Raw genomic sequence first — 24188 nt, 5'->3', positions numbered from 1 at the left:
GCTTCTTCACATTAAAATTCCTCTAATTACCGGGGCTCAACAATAAATTTAATTGCAGTACGCTCTTCCCCGTCAATCGAAATTTCCGCAAAAGCGGGTATGGCGACCAAATCAATGCCATTGGGAGCGACAAAACCACGTGAAATCGCAATAGCCTTAATAGCCTGATTAACCGCCCCTGCACCTACTGCCTGCACTTCTGCGGTTCCTTTTTCCCGCAAAACTGCTGCCAGAGCGCCTGCTACGGATTTGGGATTTGATTGTGAAGATACTTTAAGCACTTCCATTTTTCGCTCTCCTCCTTTGAATTCCAGGGCCTATATTATAAAGGTATTCTGCGTATTTCCTAAAAATTCCTTCTTTTACATGATTTTTAAATACATTTTATCAAATTTTTATTATATAGAACTACCTGGCCATGATATTCAAGCAACAAGCAGTCTTTTTTTACCGCAGAATCAGCATAGAGGGTAGCCTTGGTTATATTATAAGCAGCCGTAAGCTTATTAATATTATTATTGTATTGCCCTCTCACTTTAGAACAATCCTGTGGATGATGGCGAATAATTAACTCATCTTTTGAAGCTCCCCATTTTTGTTCCATAAATCCGGCTAACATTAAGTAGAAGATATACGAGTCTACCAGTTCGCCAAACGCAGGATGATATGGCCCGGAAATAACATTAGTATTGTTATCAAGTTCCGCTGAAGCCTGCAGTCCTGTACGAATAACCTCAATACCTTGCTGTTCAAATACCAGCTTCATATAAGCCGAACGCGCCACTGCCTGTTGCAAAGACAACGGTTGATAGCTCCCTTGACTATATAATCTGGCAAGCACAGTATCAGCAATAACTATGACCGGATAAATACGAACAAATTCAGGGTGCAACATAATCGCCTGACGTACCGTCTTGATTAGGCTGACCCAATCTTCGCCTGGTAAACCTGGCATAAGCTGCAAACCACAATGTATTCCTGACGCTTTTAATAATTTTACCGCATTAGTCACAGTTTGACTATCATGTCCGCGTCTGGCATTAGTAAGTACATGATTGTCCAGTGATTGAACACCTAATTCAACAATAGTTACTCCATGCTGAATTAAATTGGCAATACTATCTTTAGTAATACAATCAGGTCTTGTGGAAAGGCGAATAGCATGAATAGCTCCATTTCGCAGGGCCTGACTGGCTGGAGCCAGCAATTCGTTTTGAATATTTTCGGGCAAAGCCGTAAAACTGCCACCATAAAAAGCCACTTCAATCCAGCGTTTTTGGTTAATGGTGTTCAACCGTTCATAAATCATAGTACTTACCTGGCTAGCCGTAACCGGTGTTTGACAACCAGTTATTTTTTTTTGATTACAAAAAATGCACTGATGTAAACAACCTAGGTGGGGAATAAATACAGGGATAATATAATGTTTCATAATAACCTCTACAAAAAAGGACGGCCAGCTGGCCGTCCGAATCTATTGTTATCTTTTGCGGCGAGTTAAGACTCCCGCCTCTGCAGGCGGCGTTTGTTCAGGTGGGGTAGCTCCTCACCTGAACCCGCCGCTGTTTCAGCTATGCTGAAACAAGTTCACTGTACTAACGTTCCAAGCTTTACTAATGCCTGCTTAGCCGCATGCTGTTCAGCTTCTTTTTTACTTTTACCCCAACCCGAACCCATACGTTCACTATTAACTAGTACAGCTACTTCAAACGATTTATCATGATCCGGACCGCGTTCGCTTATCACTTCATACGCAATTTTGCTGTCATTATTTTTTTGCACTATTTCCTGTAACCATGTTTTATAATCTTTTAAGTAATCACCGCGTTCAACAAGAAATAATTCTGACTTAAGTTGATTTAACACATATTTGGCAGCACTTCTAAAGCCGCCGTCAAGATATACAGCACCAATAACAGCTTCAAACGCATCGGCAAGAATTGATATCCGTTCCCGACCACCTGACAGAGCCTCCCCTTTACCTAAGAGAAGGTATTCTCCTAATCTTAATTCCAATGCCCGTTTGGCCAATGTATGTTCACATACAACTTGAGCCCGGGCCTTGGTAAGTTCGCCTTCTGGTAATTGTGGACACTGGCTAAATAAATAGGAACTAATAATTAAATCTAAAACAGCATCGCCTAAGAATTCCAAACGTTCATTATGCCTAATAGTAGCACCTTTGGTTTCATTGGCATAAGAGGTATGGATAAGGGCTTGGTGTAATAATTTGTAATCGCTGAACACAAATTCTAGCGTTTGGCACAACTCGGATAATGCCTGTAGGCGATTGGCATCCAGCATTCCTTTAGTGTGTTTCATAAAAGCGCTTACGCCTGGTATTTTTTCACCAGGATAGTTGCATTATGGCCGCCGAATCCGAATGAGTTTGAAAGCGCCACGTTAACAACTTGTTCCTGTGCTTTATTTGGTACATAATCCAAGTCCAACTCAGGATCTGGATTCTCCAAGTTAATCGTTGGTGGAATAACTCCATTTACAATAGCAAGTACTGTTGCAACTGCTTCAATACCGCCAGACGCCCCTAAAAGATGCCCTGTCATTGATTTTGTTGAGCTAACCTTAAGTTGTTTGGCATGCTCGCCAAACAATGATTTTATTGCCAATGTCTCATTTTTGTCGTTAAGAGGGGTCGAAGTTCCATGAGCATTTATATAGTCCACTGCGCTGGGCTCAATTCCAGCATCTTTAAGTGCCATAGCCATACACTTAGCTGCTTGAACACCCTCGGGAGCCGGAGCAGTAATATGGTAAGCATCCGCATTTGAGCCGTAACCGATAATCTCAGCATAAATTCTAGCCCCACGTGCTACAGCATGGTCAAGTGCTTCCATAACAATTATGCCCGCACCTTCCCCCATAACAAAGCCATCACGGCTAACATCAAAAGGACTTGAAGCTTTTTGCGGCTCGTCATTGCGAGTAGACATCGCTTTCATTGCACAGAAACCAGCTACAGCTGCCGGCGATATTGCCGCTTCGGTTCCGCCTGCGACCATAACGTCTGCGTCCCCGCGCTGAATAATTTTAAAAGCGTCACCAATCGCATTAGTCCCGGTGGCACAGGCAGTAACTACACAACTGCAAGGGCCCTCTAAGCCAAAAGTAATTGATGTTTGGCCAGCAGGCATGTTGGCAATCATCATCGGTACAAAAAATGGGCTAATTCGTCCAGGACCTTTATCAAATAAAGTTTTAAATTGGTCATGCAGCGTATCCATGCCGCCAATGCCAGTACCGATCAGCGTACCCATACGACTACGGTCTTCTTTTTCAAAGTCAATACCAGCGTCCTCAAACGCCATTTTAGCAGCTGAAACAGCAAATTGAGTGCATCGATCCATCCGTTTTGCTTCTTTTTTCTCAATATATTGGGTAGAATCAAAATCTTTTACTTCTCCCGCAATCTGCGTAGTATATTCACTAGGATCAAAACGGGTAATACGGCCAATACCTGATTTTCCAGCAATCAAAGACTGCCAAAAGGCAGCTGTTCCAATACCTACGGGTGTAACGGCTCCCATGCCTGTAATTACAACTCGGTTCTTCAAAAAGGTCACCTCACTAGTTTATTTCTTCAACTTCTTTAAGAAGTCTTGCAAAAATTTCTTTAACAGGTAGTATTTTATCTATTTTATGAATATACTCGCCAGTGAATACCAGCCCGGTGTCAACATCGCCCTGTTGGGCCCGAATCAGTGCGCTGATTATGCAAAAGTTCCTTGCGCAATGTTTTAGACAGGCCCCGCAAGTTTCAGGTTCATCAGCAGTACATTCAAGAATTTTCTTAGCAAAAGGATTTTTTATCGCCCGCCCTGGCAATCCTACCGGGCTTTTGATTAATACCACATCTTCCGGTCTAGCTTTTAAATAAAACTCCTTTAATGCTGGAGCGGCATTTGACTCATCACTAGCAGCAAATCTTGTGCCCATTTGCACACCATCTGCACCAAGTTTTATTACTTCAGCAATATCCCGGCCAAACATTATTCCACCAGCTCCAATAACAGGAATACTCACTGATTTTTTGATATCAGGTAAAATATCTCTTAGCGATTGGTCTGTTCCTAAGTGCCCACCAGCTTCCTTGCCTTCGACAATGATGGCAGCAGCACCTAGTTTTTCCGAAATTTTGGCCCCTTTAACTGTTGACACAATAGGCACGATTGGAGTTCCAGACTTTTTCCCCATAGGAAATACGTCGCGAGAAAAACCAGCTCCTGCTACTACCAAATCAATTCCTTCATCAATAGCAGTATTGACATAACGTGCAAATTCTCTTGCTGCTACCATAATATTTATACCGATGATTCCCTTAGTTAAGCTACGTGCCAAACGGATTTCATAACGCAACTCATCAAAGCCCATGCCAGATGCCGCAATAAGTCCGATCCCACCCTCTTCAGCCACTGCTGCTGCCAATCGCGCAGTTGATAGTCTTATGGCCATACCGCCTTGGATAATAGGAATCTTAGCAACATGTTGGCCAATTTTAAGCTCCGGAAGTTTCAAGTAACAACTCCTCCAATCAATAACCATACCCTTAGCTACATCCTGCCATTACCTTTAAGAAAGTCCCGCGAAAAAAGTTTCCACGGGACTTTCTTCATTTTCATAAGGTAATGTCATTAATTATGACACCAGCAAAGCAGTGTTACGCTTGTTTTTCCTTGTCTATGTACTCCACAGCGTCTTTTACTGTTTTGATTTTTTCAGCTATTTCATCCGGAATCTCGATACTGAATTCCTCTTCAAAGGCCATAATCAGTTCAACAATATCCAGTGAATCAGCGCCAAGATCGTCAATGAAAGTAGAATTGATGGCTACATCAGCTTCATCAACGCCAAGTTGCTCAACAACGATTTCTTTAACCTTGTCAAAAGTTGTCATGATGGTGTTCACCTCCTTCCAAGGCATGTAAGCTTAATTTTTTAAAGTCATATATTACATTACCATACCACCGTCAACATTTAAAGTCTGTCCGGTAATATAATTTGCAGATTCTGTTGCTAAAAATACTACAGCGGCAGCAACATCTTCCGCAGCACCTAAACGATTAAGAGGTATTTTGGCGATCAAATCAGTCTTAACTTGTTCAGCTAAGGTATTGGTCATATCTGTAGCAATAAAACCTGGTGCAATGGCATTAACGGTAATGCCCCGTGATGCCAATTCCTTGGCCATAGATTTAGTAAAACCAATAACTCCAGCTTTGGCAGCGGCATAGTTTGCCTGTCCGGCATTGCCAGTAATCCCAACAACTGACGTCATATTGATTATTCTGCCACTTCTTTGCTTCATCATAATCTTAGCTACTGCCTTCGTGCAATAGAATATGCCTTTAAGGTTAGTATTTATTACCGCGTCCCAATCTTCGTCCTTCATGCGCATTAACAGTGTATCTCGGGTTATACCCGCGTTATTTACCAAAATGTCAATTTTTCCATAAGCTTCGATTGTTTTTTTTACAAGCGCTTCAATCGCCCCATTATCTGCAACATCAGCCTGAAATGTAATTGCTTGACCGCCAGCATCAGTAATGGTTTTACAAACCTCTTCAGCAGCCTTAGCGTTACCCGCATAATTGATAACAACCTTTGCGCCGACCTTCGCTAAAGCAATAGCTACTGCCCGGCCAATTCCTCTTGAAGCCCCGGTAACAATTGCCACTTGTCCATCTAAATGCATTTTAGCGAACCTCCTTGAAATAATCAAGCACTTTTTCGCAAGAAGCCACATCTTCCATATTCAAGGTTGCCATTTCTTTAACAATCTTCTTAGTAAAACCGGTAAGAACTTTACCAGGACCAACCTCAACAAAAGTAGTAGCGCCAAAATCCACAATTTGGGCAATACAGTCTTCCCAAAGCACTGGGCTAGCTGCCTGTTTGACTAGCAATTCCCGTAATTTTCCACCTTGAGTTACAATCTGCCCATTAACATTTACAACAACCGGAATTTGTGCATCTTTAATGCTAACTTGAGCAAGCTCGGTTTCCAGTTTCTTGGCTGCCGGTTGCATGAGTGTACTGTGAAAGGGAGCACTTACAGGTAAGGATATTGCCCGTTTAGCGCCGGCAGCTTTTAACAACTCATTCGCTTTATCAACAGCTTGCGTCGTACCGGCGATAACAATTTGACCTGGGCAATTAAAGTTTACTGCTTGCACAGCACCAAGTTCGCCTTCCACTTGCTGACAAATCTCAACAACCTTACTGCGTTCCAGTCCCAGGATAGCTGCCATGCTGCCTTCTCCCAGCGGCACTGCTTCTTGCATAAACTGGCCGCGTTTTCTTACCAACCTCACAGCATCAGTAAACGCTAACGCCCCTGCAGCCACCAAGGCTGAGTATTCTCCCAAGCTATGACCAGCGACAATATCCGGTTTAATACCTTGTTCCTTTAGTACCTCATAGCAAGCTACACTAACTGTCAAAATAGCTGGTTGTGTATTATATGTCTTTTTAAGTTCTTCTTCAGGACCATCAAAACACATGTCGGTAATTGAAAAGCCAAGTGCCTCATCGGCTGACTTGAATACGGCCCGAACCGATTCAAACTGTTCATATAGGCCTTTCCCCATACCTACGGTTTGAGAACCTTGTCCAGGAAAAACGAAAGCCAGTTTTCCCATTTCTTTCCCTCCCTATGTATCTATCTATATTGTCTGTGAAAGTTCAGTCATTACTTCAGGAATGTGCTGAACTATATCCTGCATAATTTCATTTACCGGGCGTATAGTAGTAATCATACCAGCCACCTGCCCAATCATTACTGAACCATAATCCACATCACCGTCGCGCACAGCTGCTTTTAGCTTTCCGGCACCCAGACGTTCCAATTCTGCTGTTGATGCACCGCACTTTTCTAATTCAGCGAAATCACGGGTTAACTTATTGGCAATAACTCTAACAGGATGGCCTGTTATGGCACCAGTAACTACTGTAGCACGTTCTTTGGCTTTGATAATGGCCGCCTTATAATTAGGATGAGCAGTACATTCAGTTGAAGCTGCAAACACCGTCCCCATCTGAACACCTTGAGCTCCCAGAGCTAATGCTGCAACTACGCCGCGAGCATCACCAATGCCGCCGGCAGCAATAACCGGCACAGTAACAGCATCAGCGACCAATGGCACTAATGCCATTGTTGTTACTTCACCTACATGACCGCCGCTTTCCATTCCTTCAGCAATAATCGCATCAATACCTACCCGTTCTAATCGTTTGGCAAGCGCTACGGAGGCAACAACAGGAATTATCTTTGTTCCTACTGCCTTTAAGGCTGGGATATATTCTCCCGGATTACCTGCCCCAGTAGTAACAACGGCAACGCGTTCCTCAATTACAACCTGCATTACCTCTTTGACAAACGGCGACATGAGCATAATATTGACACCAAAAGGCTTGTTTGTCAAATTTTTGGCTTTTACAATCTCTGCTTTAAGTGCGTCAGGAGGCATATGTCCCGCACCAATTATCCCCAAACCACCGGCATTAGACACTGCCGCCGCCAATTCAGCTGTAGCTACCCAAGCCATTCCGCCTTGCAGGATTGGATATTTTATATTTAACAGCTGGCAAATTTTGTTATTTAACAATTAGTGTTGGCCTCCTTGCCCCATTTCATAACCGCAGATGCCCATGTTAATCCAGCACCAAAGCCAACAAGCACGACATGATCACCTTGTTTGATTTTGCCACTATGTACAGCCTCTTCCAGCGCAATGGGAATAGATGCAGCCGAGGTATTGCCATATTTATCAACATTGACTATAACTTTGTCCATCGGCAATTTAAGCCGTTTCGCCGCCGACTGGATTATACGAATATTGGCCTGGTGGGGGATTAAACAATCAATATCGTCAGTACTAAGACCAGCCGCCTCCAAAGTCTTAGTAGCAGCTTCCCCCATTATTTTAATGGCAAATTTAAATACTTCATTACCACTCATATGAATAAAGTGCATTCTTTGTGAGACAGTTTCATCTGTTGCCGGATTACGTGAACCACCAGCAGGAAGCTTTAACAAATCGCCACCTGCACCATCAGCCCCTAGCTGTGAGGCTAAAATACCATAGCCTGGTGCCGTCTCAGCCAGTACGGCCGCACCAGCGCCATCCCCAAACAAAACACAGGTATTGCGATCTGTCCAGTCCAGTATTTTAGAAAGGGTTTCAGCACCAATAACTAATACCTTTTTATATAAACCGGTCTTAATAAATTGACTGCCGGTTACCATTGCATATACAAATCCGGAACATCCTGCTGCCAAATCAAAAGCAGCAGCGTTAGTAGCCTTGATATTGGCCTGTACCAAACAAGCTGTAGACGGAAAAAACATATCCGGTGTAGCTGAAGCAACAATAATAAGATCAATTTCTTCGGCAGTAACACCAGCATCATCAAGAGCTCTTTGTGCCGCCTGGCTGGCTAGATCTGAGGTTGCGATATCAGCAGCAGCTATTCGCCGCTCACGAATACCAGTTCGATCGACAATCCATTCATCAGAAGTTTCTACAATGCTTTCTAAATCTTTATTTGTTACTATCTTATCAGGTACATAAGTACCAATACCTATAATACCAACTGCTTTATTTTCACTCATTAGTCACAATCCCCTCTTTAGCAATGGTTTCGCGAATATGGGCAACAACTTCTTGTTCGGTAAATTCTTTAGCTACTCTAATCGCACTCTTTATCGCCTTTGCCCGCGAGCTGCCATGACAAATAATAAAGCCACCGTTAACACCTAAAAGCGGCGCACCGCCATATTCGGCATAATCAAGCTTTTTCTTTAGTCCCTTCAAAGTAGGCATTATAAGCATAGCAGCCATTTTTGTCCAAAGGCTGCTGGACTTGATTGATTGTTTAAGCAATTGCAAGATAGCACTAGCTAAGCCTTCACCAAACTTTAAGACTATATTCCCTACAAACCCATCGCAAACCACAACATCGACAGTTCCTTTCGGAATGTCTCGCCCTTCAACATTACCAATGAAATTTACACTATTAAGCTGTGTTAATAGTGGATATGTAGTAAAAGCTTGTTCATTCCCTTTGCTTTCTTCTTCACCAATATTTAAAAGACCTACCCTCGGCCTTGGAATGTTAAGTACATACTCAGCATAAATAGATCCCATAATAGCATTTTGCACCAAATGCTTGGGTTTGCTATCAACATTGGCCCCTGAATCTAAAAGAACAGTTGTACCAATAAGGTTAGGTATCGGTGTCGCAATAGCCGGCCGCTCAATACCTTTTATGCGGCCTAATCCAAATAAAGCAGCCGCCACTGCACCACCAGTACTGCCAGCTGATATTACTACATCACAATGTCCTTGTTTCACTAATCCAGTGGCAACAACTACTGAGGCATCCTTTTTTTTTCTTACAGCGGCGCCCGGTGAATCGTGCATATCAATAACTTCACTGGCATGCTGAACAGTAATATTTCTCTCTTTCCACTTACCATGACGGTCAAGCGCTTGAATAATTTGAGCTTGGTCGCCGACTAAAACAATTTCAATGCCTTCTTGTTCATATTCCTGAGCAGCTTGAAATGCGCCTAGAACAATCTCGTCAGGCCCATAATCTCCACCCATAGCATCAACGGCAACCCTCATTCGGTATCTCCCCTCACACAACTGACAAAATACAAACTATTAATCTTTATTGCTATTTATGCAAATCAGCTTCAAGCGATACCATAATAAATTTGGCACGAAATACTTCCTGTTTATCATTTCTAGTTTTTACCCAAATAAAATATTTATTGCCTCTTTTTTTTATAATTTCAGCTTTAGCTACCAGTTTTTCGCTTTCATGTACTGCAATCTTATATTTGACATTTGCGACCCCAGTAACAGCTATGGGTGCATCAATAATTGCTAGTGCTAACGAATTGGCCTGGGCAAAAACATAATGTCCCCGTGCAACTTTTGTTTTTTCAAATACCATGTCAGGTGTTACTGTCATTAGCGATATACCTGATCTGCCTAGTTCAAGATCAATCAGTTCACCAACGACATCAGCACTGGAAATAGACTTGAGCTTGTTTCGTGCTTCTTCCGCCATTAGCTTAGTACGCTCCCTAAGTTCGGGTATACCAAGTTCCAGCCTGTCAAGCCGGATAGTTTGCACACTAACATTCAAATGTGCAGCCAATTCCTCATCAGTAAGAAAAGGTGTGTTTATCAGCTTTTCTTGCAAATGCTCCTGACGTATTTTTTTTTGAATTCGCGCCATAACATCACCTAGTTTTATCAACAAGTTTTAATACCATATGCTAGCATTAATTATAGCTAGTTACTACTAATTATGCAAGCAAAAAAAGTGAGCAAGATAAAATTGATCGTCTTTTATCTTGCTCACTGCTTATTTTTTTATTCTGCTTGAACCACAACTTTACCATTATAATGACCACATTCAGGACAAACACGGTGAGGCATTTTCTTTTCGTGACATTGGGGGCATTCTACTAATCCAGGAATAGTAAGTTTCCAATTAGCACGACGCTTATCACGGCGGGCTTTGGACATTTTGCGCTTAGGTACTGCCATTTGTTTCCACCTCCTTAACAAAATTGGCTAACCTGCATATCTCAGTCCTTCGACAAGAGTTTTTCTAAAACCGCAAGCCTTGGATCAGTTTTAACTAGGTTGCAGCCGCAGGTATTTAAGTTTAGGTTGACTCCGCACTTGGGGCATAAGCCGCGACAAGTCTCGCTGCACACCGGTTTAATAGGCTCGGCCAACAAAAGAGTTTCGCGAACAAGGTCAGTAATATCAATTTCATCGCCTTTAAAGTAGTCAATTTCCGAATCTGAAACATCTCTTGATTCTTTGAAATCAACTTCGCGGTATTCTTCACTAAACATAGCAGTAAGTGAGGTAACCATCTCTTCCAGACAACGGCTACAGCATTGCTTTAAGCGAGTATTAATTTCGCCAGTTACCTCAAAAACTATTCCTTTATTGGTAACCAGCCCTTCAACTATTACAGGCTCTGACAAAAAAAGCTGCTCTTTACCAAGACCTAGTTCTTCGGCTGAAGTTCTAAAAGAAAAAGATTGGGTACTGCCAAGCTCTTTTTTGAGTTGAGCTATATTAATTTTCATCATTTTCCACCAACCTTCATCTATTATATCGACACGCCGAATGTTTGTCAAGAAATATAGAAAACACGGCTTGCGCCGAGCCTTTGGTGACAGCGCAAGCCGATGTTTCTTTATCCTGTTTTTAAGAAAACTATGCTTTGTTGGAATAAACAAAGCAGGGAACGAAATGTCCCCTGCCTATCCTGCGAAGACTCTTTAGCAGTTATGCAAGATTGCCGCAAATTGCCTTGGTATCGCGGGCGATAACAAGTTCTTCGTTGGTCGGAATGACAAAAACTTTGACTTCAGAACCGTCGGCACTGATTTCTTGCGCTTTGCCCCGAATATTGTTTTTGGCAGGGTCGATGCTAGTGCCCAAATATTCAAGACCATTACAAATTTTCTCGCGCATAGTAATCGAGTTTTCGCCAAGACCAGCAGTAAATACAATAACATCAACGCCACCCATAGCAGCAACATAGGAACCAACATATTTACGAACTCTATAAGCAAACATGTCAAGGGCCAGAGCCGCCCGTTCATTACCTGTATTAGCGGCTTCTTCAATATCACGGAAATCGCTGGATACACCAGAAACACCAAGTACACCCGATTTTTTATTCAGATAGTTATCTATCTGCTCGGCAGTCATTTTTTCTTTTTTCATCAGGAAAGGAAGAATAGCTGGATCAAGACCACCGCTGCGAGTTCCCATTACAAGACCGTCAAGCGGAGTAAATCCCATGCTGGTATCAATACATTTACCATTTTTAATAGCTGCAATACTGGCACCATTTCCCAAGTGGCAAGTGATTATGCGCAAATCGGATAATTTTTTGCCCATAAGCTCAGCCACTTGTTGCGACACAAATTTGTGGGATGTTCCATGGAAGCCATACCGTCTAACGCCATATTTCTCGTACGCTTCATAGGGAATAGCGTAAAGGAACGCCTCTTTAGGCATTGTTTGATGGAAAGCAGTATCAAAAACAGCCACCTGCGGAACACCGGGCATAATTTTGGAGCAGGCATTTATCCCCATAATGTTAGGCGGATTATGCAGCGGTGCCATTTCAATACACTCTTCCAAAGCTTTCATAACATCAGGCGTAATTAATACGGAATCGGCGAATTTTTCTCCACCATGAACAACCCGGTGACCAACAGCGGCAATTTCTTTCATGCTGGCAATTACACCATGTTTAGCATCAGTTAACGCCTCAATAACTAGTTTGATACCAATACTATGATCGCTGATATCAGCATTAATAATTACTTTGTCTTTACCTTCCGGTTGATGAGTTAATACCGAACCGTCTAAACCAATACGCTCAACTAAACCCTTAGCCAAAACGGACTCATCATTCATATTAACTAGCTGATACTTAATCGAAGAACTTCCACAGTTAACAACTAAAACTTTCACAGCAAAATCCTCCTTATTTTTGGGGTACATAGTAGCAATCAATTTTCTTCTTGATCTACTAACCAATTTTTATGTTTTCGACGCCTGACTAATTTTCCCTTCATTCAGGAACATTATTTAATAAAAAATTTCACAAATAGCGAATATAGGGTAAAATAACATAGGGTGAAGTGTAATGAACACAGTAGGTATGATCGTTGAGTATAATCCTTTCCATAATGGGCATTTATGGCATTTGAACGAAGCGAAACGAATTTCCGGCGCACAATTCGCTATTGGTATTATGAGCGGTAACTTTTTACAACGCGGCGAACCGGCAATAGCTGATAAATGGTCACGAGCGGCGATGGCCGTTCAGGCCGGTGCTGATTTGATAATCGAACTGCCTACCGTCTTTTCTGTACGCAGCGCACAATACTTTGCAACAGGAGGTATTCAGCTGCTCAGTCGTCTGGGAGTTGTCAGCCATGTCTGCTTTGGAACGGAAACGCCAGACTTATCTCTGCTGACTTCGGTCGCCAATGGTTTAAATAACCAAGATGTTATCGACAGGATGCGCCAACAAATGAAAACAGGTCAAACCTATGCCGCCAGCCTGGCGGCAGCACTATCGACAGAATCAGGTGTTGCAGCAAGTCTGCTGCAAACCCCAAATAACCTTTTAGCCATCGAATACTTACGGGCAATCACAGCCTATGCTCCTCAGCTTAAACCTCTGCCGATACAACGCTTGGGTGCAAATTATCATGATAATCAGGTTACCGCTACTATTGCCAGTGCCACTGCCGTTAGAACAGCCCTTTTAGAAAGCAGCACGCTTTCTCCCGGCAGTATGGCCTGGAAATCACTGCCGCCAGTGTGTGCCAGCCAAATTAATTATTTAGTTTCGATTGGCAGAGTGCCGGTTACATTACAGGCCTTCAGCAACATGATTTTGGCAAAACTCAGGACTATGAGCCTTAATGAGCTGGCTGCTTTACCAGAGGTTACCGAAGGACTGCACAATAGAATAAGCGAGGCTGCCCTTAAGGCAACAACGGTTCAAGAATTACTACTTTATAGCAAAAGCAAGCGCTACACATTAACCCGCTTACAACGAATTATTATCTATGCGCTGTTAGGGATAACCAAAGATAAGCTTACACAATTTGACCAGTTAGGCCCACTCTATGCTCGCGTACTGGCATTTAACCGCAATGGGCGAAAACTACTAAAAGAAATCAGTAAACAAGCTACTGTGCCTATAATAACAAAAACATCTCAGTTCCTCACTAGTAAGCAGCGGCAACATAGCAACTTACCGCCTTTGCAAGCTATGTTGGCTTATGACATTGTGACAACAGATACCTATGTACTTGGATCACCTAATGATCAGTGGCGATCAGGTGGTCAGGATTATCAGACTTCGCCGCACTATATTCCTGGCTAGACAAAAATTTCTTAATTTCCGGAATGACTGCTTCAGCAGCCAATTCTCCTGCTAAAGCACACTCATCCATTGCATCAAAAGAACTGGGTGACAGGTTGCCCACATCAGGCTGAATAAGAATATCACAATGAGGTTGGCGCTGCCTGCATAATTCTCGTTCCATAATATCAATGGATTGAATGATTACATCAAACATGTTGCTAATATTGCATACCGTACCTGCATGCGCCAAATCAACAGCAATCACAACATCTGCGCCCATATTCCTCACCGTATCAATAGGGGTCGGATTGATAACTGCACCATCTATGAAAAGTACATCATCAATAGCGAAGGGAATAAACACTCCCGGTACAGAAATACTAGCCCTTACCGCCTTGGCGACATCTCCTTCGGTGAAGACAACTTCCTGTCCACTGTTTAGTTCGGTTGCAACAATTGCAAGCGGAGTTTTTAAGTCTGCAAACGTCTTTTGTTTTGTTAATAAACGAATTGTCGCTAGCGCCCGTTCACCGGCAACAATCCCCATCTGAGGGATTACAAAATCTAACCAGTGACGTTTTTTTAAGTTTTTGGCTAATTTCAGGATAGTTTCCGGGTCAAGCCCTGCGGCATATAGCGCGCCAATCAAGCTGCCAATACTACAACCAGCAATATAATCTATCGGTATCTGATGATTTCTGAGTACCTTTAACACCCCAATATGCGCAATCCCCCGTAAACCGCCAGATCCTAACGCCAAACCTATTTTTGGTAACACAATTTATCCTCCTCCAATACAACTAAGTGTATTTGATCCTTCATTTTAGTTATATTACCTCTGACCTTTCAATATATATATTATCAAACCGCACGGCTTGGAGGAGGAGATTAATATATGCGGACTTGGGGCAGTGGCAGGCGTTATCGTTCACGACTACTAGTATATTTTATGGCCTTTTGTACTGTATTTATTACCATTACTATGGTTACGTATCCTAAAGAAACCTTTGATTCGGCCATCATGGGCTTGAACCTATGGTGGAATGTAGTTTTTCCCGCTCTGCTGCCTTTTTTTATTTTGTCCGAGATACTTATGGGAATTGGTGTTGTTCACTTCATCGGTGTTTTACTGGAACCGTTGATGAGGCCTATTTTCAATGTCCCCGGCGTTGGTGCTTTCGCCATGTCCATGGGACTTGCATCAGGCTACCCCATGGATGCTGTAATAACCTGCCGCTTTCGAAAAAACCAACTTTGTACAGCTGTCGAGGCTGAGCGCCTCCTATCTTTTACTAACACTGCTGATCCACTATTCATGTTTGGGGCCGTAGCAGTAGGTATGTTTGGTATGCCGGAATTAGGAGCAACCATTGCCCTGGCTCACTACATATCAAGTTTTCTCGTTGGGGTTGCTTTCCGATTTCATGGCCGGAGCAGGGATAGCTATTCCCCCGATACTCCAGTAGCAAGCGGCAATATCATTACTCGTGCCTTTCGGGCCTTATATAATGCCCGTCAAGAAGATAAGCGCTCACCAGGACAATTACTTGGTGATGCTGTAAAATTATCCATGAATACCATTATATTGATTGGTGGCTTTATCATTGTGTTCTCCGTATTTATTCGCATCATGACGATAGTTGGCATTACCGATACCCTGACTGACATATTTGCAGCAGGCCTAAGCTTGATCAACTATAATACCAACCTGGCTCCGGCATTGGTAAGCGGTTTCCTTGAAATTGATTTAGGAACCCTAGCAGTCAGTCAAGTAGCGGCTCCTCTTGTTGAAAAAGTCGCGATTGCCAGTGCCATCATTGCTTGGAGCGGTCTTTGCGTGCACGGCCAGGTAGCCAGCATTGTTATTGAATCAGGCATTCGCATGACGCCTTACATGGTAGGCAGACTGCTACACGCCGTGCTTGCAGCTATCCTCACCGTATTACTGCTCGGATCAGGACAACGCTTTACCACACTAATGGTTATTCCCGCCTCCATGACTATGAGCCAAAGTAATAGTTTAAGTTTCTGGTTAACTAGAATTGAGCAGACTACGTATCAAATCGGGATATTGCTTAGCATCCTGATTGTAATGTCATTTGCAGTTCATTTGCTAAGGGGAATTTATCGCTATGCGAATAGAAAAGGAGCCTAGCTCCTTTTCTATTTTGTTAAGTTATTTTTATTTTGTTGCAAATCCCGATGTCCTTGCCTAACTACTTCTAGTGTTTGTTCCAGGTTATTCAAAACATGCTTAAATACTTCATCTGCATAATTGACAGCATCAATTTGCAGGTTTTTAGCAGTTAAACTAGCTTGCGTCATAAGATCATTTGCTTGCTCCTGGGCCTGTTTATTAATAAGATTTTCATCAGTAAGCTTAATAACATAGGTTTTAGCTTGTTCTACGATATTTTGTGCTTCTTTTTGTGCTTCTTCAAGAATACGCTGGCGATCAGCGATAATCCGTTTTGCTTCCTCAAGCTCTTTAGGGAGCAGCTCACGGAAGTCATCTAAAAATTTTGCCAAATCATCTTCTTCAAGGACCCGCTTATTCGTAAAGGGTAGGCGGGTCGCCTCAACCAGTATAGTTTCCATCTCATCTAACAGCTTGTCAATACTCATAATCTTCTCCCTTCCCCTTCAAACAATTCTAGCTTTGTTCACGAATTCTTTTTGTAATTTTTTCTTCTAAGCATTCAGGTACCAAACCAGTAATTGGTCCACCAAATTTAGCCAATTCTTTAATACCACTTGAACTAACGAATGAATACTCATTACTTGTCATCATAAAAATTGTTTCTATTTCCGGAACTATTTTTTTTATGAGCAAAGCGCGTTGAAATTCATATTCAAAGTCACTCAAAGCTCGTAAGCCCCGAACAATAAAATTACTATTTTGCTGCAGCACATAATCATATAAAAGACCGGAAAAACTATCAACCTTGATATTAGCAATATCCTTGGCTGCCAGATTTAACATTTCCACCCGTTCTTCCATGGTAAACAGTGGTTTTTTGTTAGGATTATGAAAAACAGCTACAATGACTAAATCAAACATTTTACTAGCCCGCAAGAATATATCCACATGCCCGTTAGTAACCGGATCGAAACTTCCAGGGCAAACCCCTATCCGCATATCAACTTCCTCCTGAAGTAATTTCGTAATATCGCGTTAAGATTAAGACTGGGCTTGTGCCAAGTCCTTTAGGACGCCGGCAGAAGCCTTAGTCGTTCAATCCAGGGAAAGTTAACCCTTCCATCTGGACAAAAAAGTCACCAATGTTTCCCCATAACGTTCGTTACGAACTAGCTTCAGGTGTTGCCAATCCGCATTTAGTTGCTCATGTTTGGAGTATTCAACAACAATTAATCCGCCGTTTTCAACAACATCAATATTATCAAGTTTTTGCAGCACAACATTTACCAGTCCCTGATTATACGGAGGGTCTACAAATATAAGCGTGAATGACCGCCTTGATTGGGCTAATTTATCCAATGTTTTAAGAGAGTCACCACGGTGAACTTCAGACACCTTACTTAAATCAGCATGATTAATATTTTCTTTTGTCGTCGCCAGACTTACCATACTATGGTCTACAAATAACGCATGGGCTGCCCCGCGGCTTAAGGCCTCCAATCCCAAATTACCTGTTCCAGCAAATAAATCCAATACGTTTGCACCGATAATTGCATTTCGACCAACTTGCACTTCTAAGTTTGCAAGAATATTAAATATAGATTCTTTAACCCGGTCAGCCGTAGGACGCACATCAAGTCCTTTTGGTACTTTAAGCTTGATTCCTTTGGCAACTCCTGTAATAATCCGCATACATACCTCGAATTGTAATTTAGATTCACTTAACATTAGTATTTTAGCACAATTTAAACAACCACAGCACTTTTTGTGAAAAATAATATTTGTCTTCTAGTATGCCCGCCTCAATAGCAGGCAAACAAAAAATAACCGGATAACCGGCTATTTTTATTACCGCTATATATAACAGACAAGCGGAATATATATTATCTAACAATACGGAAAGCTCCTAAAAATCGCGTCTGGTAATAGTCCTTAGACATCGCAGTCAAGGTTACTTCATTAGCACCAGAACTAGCATGGATAAATTGCCCATTTCCCACATATATGCCAACATGTGAAGGACCGGGGGTATAGGTACTATAGAAAACTAAGTCACCAGGCTGAATGTCGTTCATTGACACCCTGTGCCCATAATTATATTGTTCATCTGCAACCCTTGGCAACGAGATACCATATTGGCTATACACATAGTAAACAAAGCCAGAGCAATCAAAACCACCGGGAGCTGCCCCCCCCCAAGTATAAGGCACGCCTAGGAATCCTTGGGCAAAAGTAGCAAGTTGCCGTCCAAGTTTTCCGTTATAATTACCACGACTTGATTCAGCAGTACCTGTAAAGCTGCGAAGCGCCTGCCAGGTTTCGAAACCAACAATGCCATCAACTTTAATTCCACTCATCTGTTGGAACTCAAGAACAGCGCCCTTAGTATCTGAGCCAAATTTGCCATCCACATCTGACTGATAAAAACCTCTTTTTTTAAGTTCTCTCTGTAAGGTGTAAACAGCATCATTAGCGTCTCCTACCCTTAATACCGGCATATCCTGGCCTGACGCAAAGGCTGAATTGCCAGGAGTTAATAGCAATGCAACTACAAAAACAACCATAAAAAGCGTAATTTTGACTAACTTCAAAAACATACCTCCATTTGCTTTGATTTTATCTTTTCTCGATTTCGACATTTTCTATAAAATTCCTGCGGGACTTAAGACTCATAATGTACCATTCCAACAAACCAAATTTACACTTTTCCACTGTTGACAACAGTATTATGAGTGTGTATACTTAATAAATGTGAGCCGGGGCGTAGCGCAGTTTGGTAGCGCGCTTGGTTCGGGACCAAGAGGCCGCAGGTTCGAATCCTGTCGCCCCGACCAGTTAAATCTAGTACTATCAGGCATCCCGAAGCCTTGATAAGCCTAAAAAAGCATAATAGGAATAAACTTCTAACAATAAAGTAAAAGTAAGCATTTTAACACTATTTACAAACCTCTTATTTTAAGAGGTTTGTTTTATTATTTATTCATGTTTCCTTCTTTATTATTATATGTAAATACAAGTACATCTGCCATTCGAGTCCTGCAGAGAAACAAAAAGCCACCCCCAACCGAAGCTGAGAGTGGGCTACACAAACAAATCCGCCCATCCCTGATGATAGAGCATCTATTTAGCCTGCTTTCTTATATACGGGATATTTTACATTTACAACTTCTTTAACTTTTTTCTTAGTGTGCCCAAAACGGGGATTGATCATTGAAATAATCAAAAATAGTATACGACCAAGCACCTTAATCATAAAATCATCCCCTTATCAATAAATAATTATTTCTATAATTTTATTTCATTTCTACATTCTTTTCCAAAAACCTTTATTTCTGGCAAATGAAAATGAAAAAACGGCTGCCAGGGATGAACCAGACAGGCAGCCATAAAACATAACATAACAATTTATCATATTGTTGCTGCATTAGGGCTTGAAATTGTTGAATAGACATGATAAAATATGCCTTATTGAACGTGCCAGTTATCCTCTGGAGGGATTCCCGAGTGGCTAAAGGGAGCAGACTGTAAATCTGCCGTCTTCGACTTCGGTGGTTCGAATCCACCTCCCTCCACCACAATATTATATAGGAACATAATTATATTGGTACAACAGCAGTAATAAAAGCAGAGCGAACCGCTCTGCTTTTTGTTTATTAATCCTTATTCTTGACACACACCACATCTTTTACACCCTGCACTACATGGCGGGGTGTATTTTTCTGCTTGCGCCTGATGATATTCAGCTAATAGATATGCTGTGTCGAAACCCATGCTCAAGTTATCCCATGGCAAAACCTCAGCCTCACCTCTTGGACGATATAAGTAGAACTCTTCATTAACTTTATGAACTTTAAGAGCCTGTTTCCACCCCTTGACACCACCATTAGCCGCAGCGGTAAGCAGTACTTGCCCTAACCTGCGATCGCCTCGCGCCAAAACACTTTGGATATAAGCTTCTTTAGGTTGCTCAATTAATACCTCTACACCTTTTCTTTTTTTCAAAATGGTTTGAATGTATTTCAAACTGGAAGACACTTTCTCCATCGAAGCCATCGGCAACCATTGAAATGGCGTAAACGGCTTAGGAATAAAGGGATTAATGCTTACTGTTACCATTGCTTTGTTTCCTAAAGATTCCATATGTTCCTTGACTCTGTGGACCATTTCAATAATAGCCTCAACATCCTGATCACTTTCTCCCGGTAACCCAACCATGATATATAACCGAACATGGGGAATTCCGGCGGTTGTCGCAGCGGCTATGGCTTGATATAAGTGCTCATCAGTAATTCCTTTATTGATTACCCGCCGCATTCGCTCACTGCCGGCTTCTGGTGCCAGCGTAACGGTTTTGTGGCCGCTGGCAGCCAAAGCTTCTACCAAGCCAGGGGTCAGCGAGTCAGCTCGCAGTGATGCAACCGACATCGTAAGCCCCTCATTTATAATGAGCTGGCATAGTTTATCAATCTCAGGATAATCAGAAATAGAGGCACCCATCAAACCGACTTTTGCCTGGAACATTTTAGCTTTCTCAACACCTTCAGCAATCTGTGCCAAAGGCCGGACTCTGGGGTTACGGAAACAATAACCAGCCATACAGAAGCGGCAATGCCTGCCACAGCCTCTGGCAACCTCAATTAGGTACATATCCTTAAACTCAGTATCCGAGGTAACAATCACCGTTTGCGCAGGATATTTCCCTAAATCCTTAATATACCGGCGTCTCACCTTGGTGGCTGGCACTGCCGGATGTCGTTCATAGCGTTCAATAATGCCGTCATCAGCATATACAGGCTGATAAAAGCGGGGAACATAAACGCCTTCAATTTGCGCCAACCGCAACAATAGTTCTTCTCTTGGCAGCCCTTGCTGCCTACTGTCATAATAACTATCCAAGAAGTCCTGGATTACTTCTTCTCCCTCACCAATTATACAAGCATCAACAAAGTCAGCCAATGGTTCGGGATTAAAGGTAGCACATGGACCGCCGATAATTACCAACGGATCACCGTCTCCCCGGTCAGTCGCCAATACCGGAACTTTGCCTGTCATTAAAATAGCAAGTAGATTAAAATAGTCCATCTCAAAAGAAACAGCAACAGCAATCAACGGAAATTCATATAAGGGCAACTGATTCTCTAACGTTAATAAAGGCGTGTTTGTTCGAATATACTCGTCCAACGTTTTTTTATCAGGCAAAAACAGCCGTTCACAGGCTGTATCGCCCCGGCTGTTTATCTGCTCATATATAATATGCATTCCAAGGTTGGACATCCCAACATGATAAGTATTAGGGTAAACAAGAGCCATAGGTTGGCGGGAACCCGGCGCATAGACCAGTGTTCCCTGCTCAGCAGCCACAATTTTTTGCAGGCGTTCTTTTAAATGCCATGACATTTTTATCACATCCACCTGTAATGTCTGCCCATAATCGCAATTATAGGTGACACTACAATAGTATACCAATATTTCATTAAAATTATCCGCTGACCAAGTTTAAGACTCCGCTTCTAAAAGCAGGAGTGCTTTACGCCCAGCGTTTTTGCAAGAGATCTTCCCATAATACCACTCGCCCAGCTGCTATTGTTGCTGCTACATCAATCAGACGCTGATTTCGGGAACCGCGAAAGGCCAACCCTAAATCACGTTCAGCTGCATGATATAAACCGTCTATCAAAATATCGGTTTGTTTAAGCAACTCCCCGATGCTTTTACGATTGACCGTCATCGCTGCCAACTGCTCAAAAGTAAACCCGCTATAAGTAACAATGTTCAGACCCAATATCTTTAATTTTTGCGCTAACACGGACAGCTGTTTCGCCTGAAGAAAGGGTTCTCCACCAGAAAAAGTTACCCCCTTTAATAATTTATTGCGGATAAAAATTTTTTCAATATAGAGAAACAGATCCTCAACCTCAGTAGCATAGCCACCATTTATATCATGTGTATCCGGGTTATGACAGCCCTCACATTTGTGTGAACAGCCTTGGGTAAATACTACTAATCGTAACCCCGGACCATCCACAATACTTTCTTCCGTTATCCCAGCAAGTCTAATTTCCATTTTTTACTCCTAAATATGGCGTACGCGCTGGTTTAATTCCTTTAACTTGGCATCATTAAACCGGTCAACAGTACTTAAATAACCGGTAATACGGCGAACACGCCGAATACTGGTAGTCCCGCATGCTGGGCATTCATCAGTGTCAATTACCCCTAGATGTCCACAACCTTCACAGAAGTCAACAGGAAAGTTAAAGCCAGCATAGCCAAAATCACATTTACGCATATAGCGAATAATTTCTTCTAATGCTCCTAAATTGTTGACAGGAGGTGCACCAAATTCAACATAGCTGATATGGCCGGCATTAGTGTACTTATGATATACACCCTCAATACGAATTTTGTCAAAAACGCTTATCGGATAACCAACAGGGACATGGAATGAATTTGTGTAGTACTCTTTATCGGTAACACCGGGAATAATACCATACTCCCGGTGATCCATTTTTACAAATCGTCCTGATAGACCCTCAGCCGGTGTTGCTAGTAACGTATAGTTCAAATCATAATGCTCTGCAGCCCGGTCGATCTTATCACGCATAAAAGCAATGATTTCTTCCCCCATAATTTGGGATTCTTCATTTTCGCCGTGATGGCAACCTGTTAGAGCTGTCAGCGTTTCAGCCAAACCGATAAATCCAACTGACAGAGTACCCTGTTTTATAACCTCTTCAATATAATCATTAGGTTTTAGCTTGTCCGAATCAATATATAGACCCTGCCCCATCAAAAACGGCATATCGCGCACCCTCAGCTTAGCCTGCACCTGAAAACGATGATAAAGCTGCTCACAAGTTAAGTCAATCAATTCAGCCAGACTTTCATAAAATTTCATAAAATTACGCTCGGCTTTAATAGCCAAACGCGGCAAATTAATCGTGGTAAAGCTCAAATTTCCGCGCCCATCAGTTACTTCCGGACCGCAGCGATTAGCCATTACCCTGGTACGACAGCCCATATAGCCAACTTGATCCCCATAAGCTTTATTAAAGGATGAATCCATAAAACTAAAAGTAGGATTAAGCCGTTGAGCCGCAACCCGAATTGCCAGCTTGAACAAGTCATAGTTAGGATCGCCAGGATTAAAATTAACCCCTTCCTGAAGGCGGAAAATTATATTCGGGAAAATAGGATTCTCACCCCGCCCTAACCCTTTTTCATAAGCTAACAATACATTTTTTATTACCGCTCGCCCGGTTGGAGAAGTTTCAGTCCCGATATTAAGACTGGAAAATGGTACTTGAGCACCCGCCCGGGAATGCATACTATTTAAATTATAGATCAACGCTTCCATAGCCTGATATACTTCTTCATTACTGGCTTTTTCCATAAATGGTGCAATATCACGGTCGAAAAAAGCAAACGACTGGCCCCCATGCATATCATTCTGCGAACTCTGCAAGATAATGGCCGCAAGAGCAGTAGCTGACGCAGGGCGTTTGGGAGAACGAATATAACCGTGCCCGTTGTTAAAGCCACTGTTAAGTAATTTCCCCAGGGGAATTTGGACACAAGTCAATGTTTTTCCATAAAAGTCCAAATCGTGAATGTGATAATCCCCTTTAATGTGAGCTTGCGCAAACTTTTCCGGAATAAGCCGGTTTAAATAGAAAGCCTTACTGGCAGCACTGGCAATTTGCAACATTTTCGCCGATGGTGAATTAGAAACATTCGCGTTCTCACGACTAGTTTCTACCAAAATTTCACCCACTGCTTCCATTAGATCTGATTTAGCGTCCCGCAAACGATTACGCTTGTCCCGGTAAAGAATATAAGCTTTAGCTGTTTTGGCATGGCCGGTTTCAATTAATACCTTTTCAACAGCATCCTGCACATCTTCTACTCCAAATAAACCACCATTATATTGTTGTTTTAGAAATTTTAGCACATTAAGCGTGAGTTCCAATGCCAGTTCCCGGTCTGCCCCGCCTACTGCCTTCGCCGCTTTATATATCGCTTCGGTTATTTTACTTTCCTCAAAATCGGCTTCTCGTCCATCACGTTTCTTTATCCTAACAAACATTCTCTT

26 protein-coding genes and 2 tRNA genes are annotated in these 24188 nt (G+C 42.3%); 4 read left to right on the top strand and 24 right to left on the bottom strand.

The window, feature by feature from the left end; genetic code table 11:
• Positions 1 to 26 precede the first annotated feature (26 nt).
• The 15 genes from SALPA_RS21985 to SALPA_RS21915 form a co-directional block, all read right to left on the bottom strand.
• Positions 27 to 287, bottom strand: coding sequence for a stage V sporulation protein S (locus SALPA_RS21985; RefSeq protein WP_021167518.1), 261 nt, complete (start codon positions 285 to 287; stop codon positions 27 to 29).
• An 86-nt stretch (positions 288 to 373) separates the two neighbouring features.
• Positions 374 to 1432, bottom strand: coding sequence for an elongator complex protein 3 (locus SALPA_RS21980; protein WP_145098999.1), 1059 nt, complete (start codon positions 1430 to 1432; stop codon positions 374 to 376).
• Positions 1433 to 1587: 155 nt separating this feature from the next.
• Complete coding sequence (rnc, locus tag SALPA_RS21975; protein WP_255451301.1) at positions 1588 to 2322, bottom strand: ribonuclease III; 735 nt, start codon at positions 2320 to 2322, stop codon at positions 1588 to 1590.
• Between the two features lie 8 nt (positions 2323 to 2330).
• Positions 2331 to 3572: a beta-ketoacyl-ACP synthase II gene (fabF, locus tag SALPA_RS21970; protein WP_145098997.1), complete on the bottom strand. Its 1242-nt coding sequence runs from the start codon at positions 3570 to 3572 to the stop codon at positions 2331 to 2333.
• A gap of 13 nt (positions 3573 to 3585) precedes the next feature.
• On the bottom strand, positions 3586 to 4533 hold the full coding sequence (locus SALPA_RS21965) for a nitronate monooxygenase family protein (RefSeq protein WP_021167514.1): 948 nt from the start codon (positions 4531 to 4533) through the stop codon (positions 3586 to 3588).
• A gap of 142 nt (positions 4534 to 4675) precedes the next feature.
• Positions 4676 to 4912, bottom strand: coding sequence for an acyl carrier protein (locus SALPA_RS21960; RefSeq protein WP_021167513.1), 237 nt, complete (start codon positions 4910 to 4912; stop codon positions 4676 to 4678).
• A gap of 54 nt (positions 4913 to 4966) precedes the next feature.
• Positions 4967 to 5710 (bottom strand): 3-oxoacyl-[acyl-carrier-protein] reductase, encoded by a 744-nt coding sequence (gene fabG / locus SALPA_RS21955; RefSeq protein WP_145098994.1) that lies wholly within the window; start codon positions 5708 to 5710, stop codon positions 4967 to 4969.
• Between the two features lies 1 nt (position 5711).
• Complete coding sequence (gene fabD, locus SALPA_RS21950) at positions 5712 to 6656, bottom strand: ACP S-malonyltransferase (protein ID WP_145098991.1); 945 nt, start codon at positions 6654 to 6656, stop codon at positions 5712 to 5714.
• Positions 6657 to 6680: 24 nt separating this feature from the next.
• The gene (fabK, locus tag SALPA_RS21945; protein WP_145098987.1) at positions 6681 to 7622 is read right to left on the bottom strand and encodes an enoyl-[acyl-carrier-protein] reductase FabK; all 942 of its coding nucleotides are present in this window, start codon (positions 7620 to 7622) and stop codon (positions 6681 to 6683) included.
• On the bottom strand, positions 7616 to 8629 hold the full coding sequence (locus SALPA_RS21940; protein WP_145098984.1) for a beta-ketoacyl-ACP synthase III: 1014 nt from the start codon (positions 8627 to 8629) through the stop codon (positions 7616 to 7618). The genes fabK and SALPA_RS21940 overlap by 7 nt, the downstream gene beginning before the upstream one ends.
• Positions 8622 to 9647 carry a phosphate acyltransferase PlsX gene (gene plsX / locus SALPA_RS21935; protein ID WP_145098981.1) on the bottom strand — a complete coding sequence of 342 codons (1026 nt, stop codon included), beginning with the start codon at positions 9645 to 9647 and terminating at the stop codon, positions 8622 to 8624. The genes SALPA_RS21940 and plsX overlap by 8 nt, the downstream gene beginning before the upstream one ends.
• A 52-nt stretch (positions 9648 to 9699) precedes the next feature.
• Positions 9700 to 10269, bottom strand: coding sequence for a transcription factor FapR (gene fapR, locus SALPA_RS21930; protein WP_145098978.1), 570 nt, complete (start codon positions 10267 to 10269; stop codon positions 9700 to 9702).
• A 137-nt stretch (positions 10270 to 10406) separates the two neighbouring features.
• Positions 10407 to 10583, bottom strand: coding sequence for a 50S ribosomal protein L32 (gene rpmF / locus SALPA_RS21925; protein WP_021167506.1), 177 nt, complete (start codon positions 10581 to 10583; stop codon positions 10407 to 10409).
• Between the two features lie 41 nt (positions 10584 to 10624).
• Positions 10625 to 11143 (bottom strand): DUF177 domain-containing protein, encoded by a 519-nt coding sequence (locus SALPA_RS21920; protein WP_145098975.1) that lies wholly within the window; start codon positions 11141 to 11143, stop codon positions 10625 to 10627.
• Positions 11144 to 11342: 199 nt separating this feature from the next.
• A complete protein-coding gene (locus tag SALPA_RS21915) occupies positions 11343 to 12545 on the bottom strand; it encodes an acetate/propionate family kinase (RefSeq protein WP_145098972.1) in 1203 nt (400 codons plus the stop codon).
• Positions 12546 to 12720: 175 nt separating this feature from the next.
• Here SALPA_RS21915 and SALPA_RS21910 point away from each other — a divergent pair, with 175 nt between their 5' ends.
• On the top strand, positions 12721 to 13974 hold the full coding sequence (locus SALPA_RS21910) for a nucleotidyltransferase (RefSeq protein ID WP_145098969.1): 1254 nt from the start codon (positions 12721 to 12723) through the stop codon (positions 13972 to 13974).
• Here SALPA_RS21910 and SALPA_RS21905 read toward each other — a convergent pair.
• On the bottom strand, positions 13910 to 14734 hold the full coding sequence (locus SALPA_RS21905; protein WP_145098966.1) for a patatin-like phospholipase family protein: 825 nt from the start codon (positions 14732 to 14734) through the stop codon (positions 13910 to 13912). The two genes, SALPA_RS21910 and SALPA_RS21905, sit on opposite strands and share 65 nt — an antisense overlap.
• 117 nt (positions 14735 to 14851) lie before the next feature.
• Here SALPA_RS21905 and ylbJ point away from each other — a divergent pair, with 117 nt between their 5' ends.
• Positions 14852 to 16111, top strand: a complete 1260-nt coding sequence (ylbJ, locus tag SALPA_RS21900) for a sporulation integral membrane protein YlbJ (RefSeq protein ID WP_145098963.1) — start codon at positions 14852 to 14854, stop codon at positions 16109 to 16111.
• An 8-nt stretch (positions 16112 to 16119) separates the two neighbouring features.
• Here the strand turns inward: ylbJ and SALPA_RS21895 are convergent, their stop codons facing one another.
• From SALPA_RS21895 to SALPA_RS21880, 4 genes are all read right to left on the bottom strand, one after another.
• On the bottom strand, positions 16120 to 16581 hold the full coding sequence (locus tag SALPA_RS21895; protein ID WP_145098960.1) for an ATP synthase F0 subunit B: 462 nt from the start codon (positions 16579 to 16581) through the stop codon (positions 16120 to 16122).
• Between the two features lie 28 nt (positions 16582 to 16609).
• A complete protein-coding gene (gene coaD / locus SALPA_RS21890; protein ID WP_145098957.1) occupies positions 16610 to 17095 on the bottom strand; it encodes a pantetheine-phosphate adenylyltransferase in 486 nt (161 codons plus the stop codon).
• A 111-nt stretch (positions 17096 to 17206) separates the two neighbouring features.
• Positions 17207 to 17824 carry a 16S rRNA (guanine(966)-N(2))-methyltransferase RsmD gene (rsmD, locus tag SALPA_RS21885; RefSeq protein WP_255451300.1) on the bottom strand — a complete coding sequence of 206 codons (618 nt, stop codon included), beginning with the start codon at positions 17822 to 17824 and terminating at the stop codon, positions 17207 to 17209.
• Between the two features lie 155 nt (positions 17825 to 17979).
• Positions 17980 to 18687 carry a C40 family peptidase gene (locus SALPA_RS21880; protein ID WP_186451173.1) on the bottom strand — a complete coding sequence of 236 codons (708 nt, stop codon included), beginning with the start codon at positions 18685 to 18687 and terminating at the stop codon, positions 17980 to 17982.
• 166 nt (positions 18688 to 18853) lie between these two features.
• On the opposite strand from SALPA_RS21880, the gene SALPA_RS21875 reads away from it, so the two are divergent.
• Positions 18854 to 18930, top strand: a tRNA-Pro gene (locus SALPA_RS21875).
• Positions 18931 to 19220: 290 nt separating this feature from the next.
• On the opposite strand, the gene SALPA_RS31660 is transcribed toward SALPA_RS21875, so the two are convergent.
• Complete coding sequence (locus tag SALPA_RS31660; RefSeq protein ID WP_255451299.1) at positions 19221 to 19349, bottom strand: hypothetical protein; 129 nt, start codon at positions 19347 to 19349, stop codon at positions 19221 to 19223.
• A 237-nt stretch (positions 19350 to 19586) separates the two neighbouring features.
• Between SALPA_RS31660 and SALPA_RS21870 the strand changes: the two genes are divergently transcribed.
• Positions 19587 to 19671: transfer RNA gene (locus SALPA_RS21870), tRNA-Tyr, on the top strand.
• An 85-nt stretch (positions 19672 to 19756) separates the two neighbouring features.
• Here SALPA_RS21870 and SALPA_RS21865 read toward each other — a convergent pair.
• From SALPA_RS21865 to nrdD, 3 genes are all read right to left on the bottom strand, one after another.
• Positions 19757 to 21493, bottom strand: a complete 1737-nt coding sequence (locus tag SALPA_RS21865) for a TIGR03960 family B12-binding radical SAM protein (RefSeq protein ID WP_145098948.1) — start codon at positions 21491 to 21493, stop codon at positions 19757 to 19759.
• Between the two features lie 130 nt (positions 21494 to 21623).
• Complete coding sequence (nrdG, locus tag SALPA_RS21860) at positions 21624 to 22160, bottom strand: anaerobic ribonucleoside-triphosphate reductase activating protein (protein ID WP_145098946.1); 537 nt, start codon at positions 22158 to 22160, stop codon at positions 21624 to 21626.
• Between the two features lie 9 nt (positions 22161 to 22169).
• Positions 22170 to 24182: an anaerobic ribonucleoside-triphosphate reductase gene (nrdD, locus tag SALPA_RS21855; RefSeq protein ID WP_145098943.1), complete on the bottom strand. Its 2013-nt coding sequence runs from the start codon at positions 24180 to 24182 to the stop codon at positions 22170 to 22172.
• Positions 24183 to 24188: the final 6 nt, after the last annotated feature.

It is taken from the genome of Sporomusa sp. KB1, assembly GCF_007830295.1.
Classification (GTDB): domain Bacteria; phylum Bacillota; class Negativicutes; order Sporomusales; family Sporomusaceae; genus Sporomusa.
This window is presented reverse-complemented; position numbering and strand designations above follow the sequence as displayed.

Coding starts and splice junctions, on each gene's coding strand:
- SALPA_RS21985 (WP_021167518.1), bottom strand. CDS start 287: ATGGAAGTGCTTAAAGTATCTTCACAATCAAATCCCAAATCCGTAGCA.
- SALPA_RS21980 (WP_145098999.1), bottom strand. CDS start 1,432: ATGAAACATTATATTATCCCTGTATTTATTCCCCACCTAGGTTGTTTA.
- rnc (WP_255451301.1), bottom strand. CDS start 2,322: ATGAAACACACTAAAGGAATGCTGGATGCCAATCGCCTACAGGCATTA.
- SALPA_RS21960 (WP_021167513.1), bottom strand. CDS start 4,912: ATGACAACTTTTGACAAGGTTAAAGAAATCGTTGTTGAGCAACTTGGC.
- fabG (WP_145098994.1), bottom strand. CDS start 5,710: ATGCATTTAGATGGACAAGTGGCAATTGTTACCGGGGCTTCAAGAGGA.
- fabD (WP_145098991.1), bottom strand. CDS start 6,656: ATGGGAAAACTGGCTTTCGTTTTTCCTGGACAAGGTTCTCAAACCGTA.
- SALPA_RS21940 (WP_145098984.1), bottom strand. CDS start 8,629: ATGAGTGAAAATAAAGCAGTTGGTATTATAGGTATTGGTACTTATGTA.
- plsX (WP_145098981.1), bottom strand. CDS start 9,647: ATGAGGGTTGCCGTTGATGCTATGGGTGGAGATTATGGGCCTGACGAG.
- fapR (WP_145098978.1), bottom strand. CDS start 10,269: ATGGCGCGAATTCAAAAAAAAATACGTCAGGAGCATTTGCAAGAAAAG.
- rpmF (WP_021167506.1), bottom strand. CDS start 10,583: ATGGCAGTACCTAAGCGCAAAATGTCCAAAGCCCGCCGTGATAAGCGT.
- SALPA_RS21920 (WP_145098975.1), bottom strand. CDS start 11,143: ATGATGAAAATTAATATAGCTCAACTCAAAAAAGAGCTTGGCAGTACC.
- SALPA_RS21910 (WP_145098969.1), top strand. CDS start 12,721: ATGAACACAGTAGGTATGATCGTTGAGTATAATCCTTTCCATAATGGG.
- ylbJ (WP_145098963.1), top strand. CDS start 14,852: ATGCGGACTTGGGGCAGTGGCAGGCGTTATCGTTCACGACTACTAGTA.
- SALPA_RS21895 (WP_145098960.1), bottom strand. CDS start 16,581: ATGAGTATTGACAAGCTGTTAGATGAGATGGAAACTATACTGGTTGAG.
- coaD (WP_145098957.1), bottom strand. CDS start 17,095: ATGCGGATAGGGGTTTGCCCTGGAAGTTTCGATCCGGTTACTAACGGG.
- rsmD (WP_255451300.1), bottom strand. CDS start 17,824: ATGTTAAGTGAATCTAAATTACAATTCGAGGTATGTATGCGGATTATT.
- SALPA_RS31660 (WP_255451299.1), bottom strand. CDS start 19,349: ATGATTAAGGTGCTTGGTCGTATACTATTTTTGATTATTTCAATGATC.
- SALPA_RS21865 (WP_145098948.1), bottom strand. CDS start 21,493: ATGTCATGGCATTTAAAAGAACGCCTGCAAAAAATTGTGGCTGCTGAG.
- nrdG (WP_145098946.1), bottom strand. CDS start 22,160: ATGGAAATTAGACTTGCTGGGATAACGGAAGAAAGTATTGTGGATGGT.
- nrdD (WP_145098943.1), bottom strand. CDS start 24,182: ATGTTTGTTAGGATAAAGAAACGTGATGGACGAGAAGCCGATTTTGAG.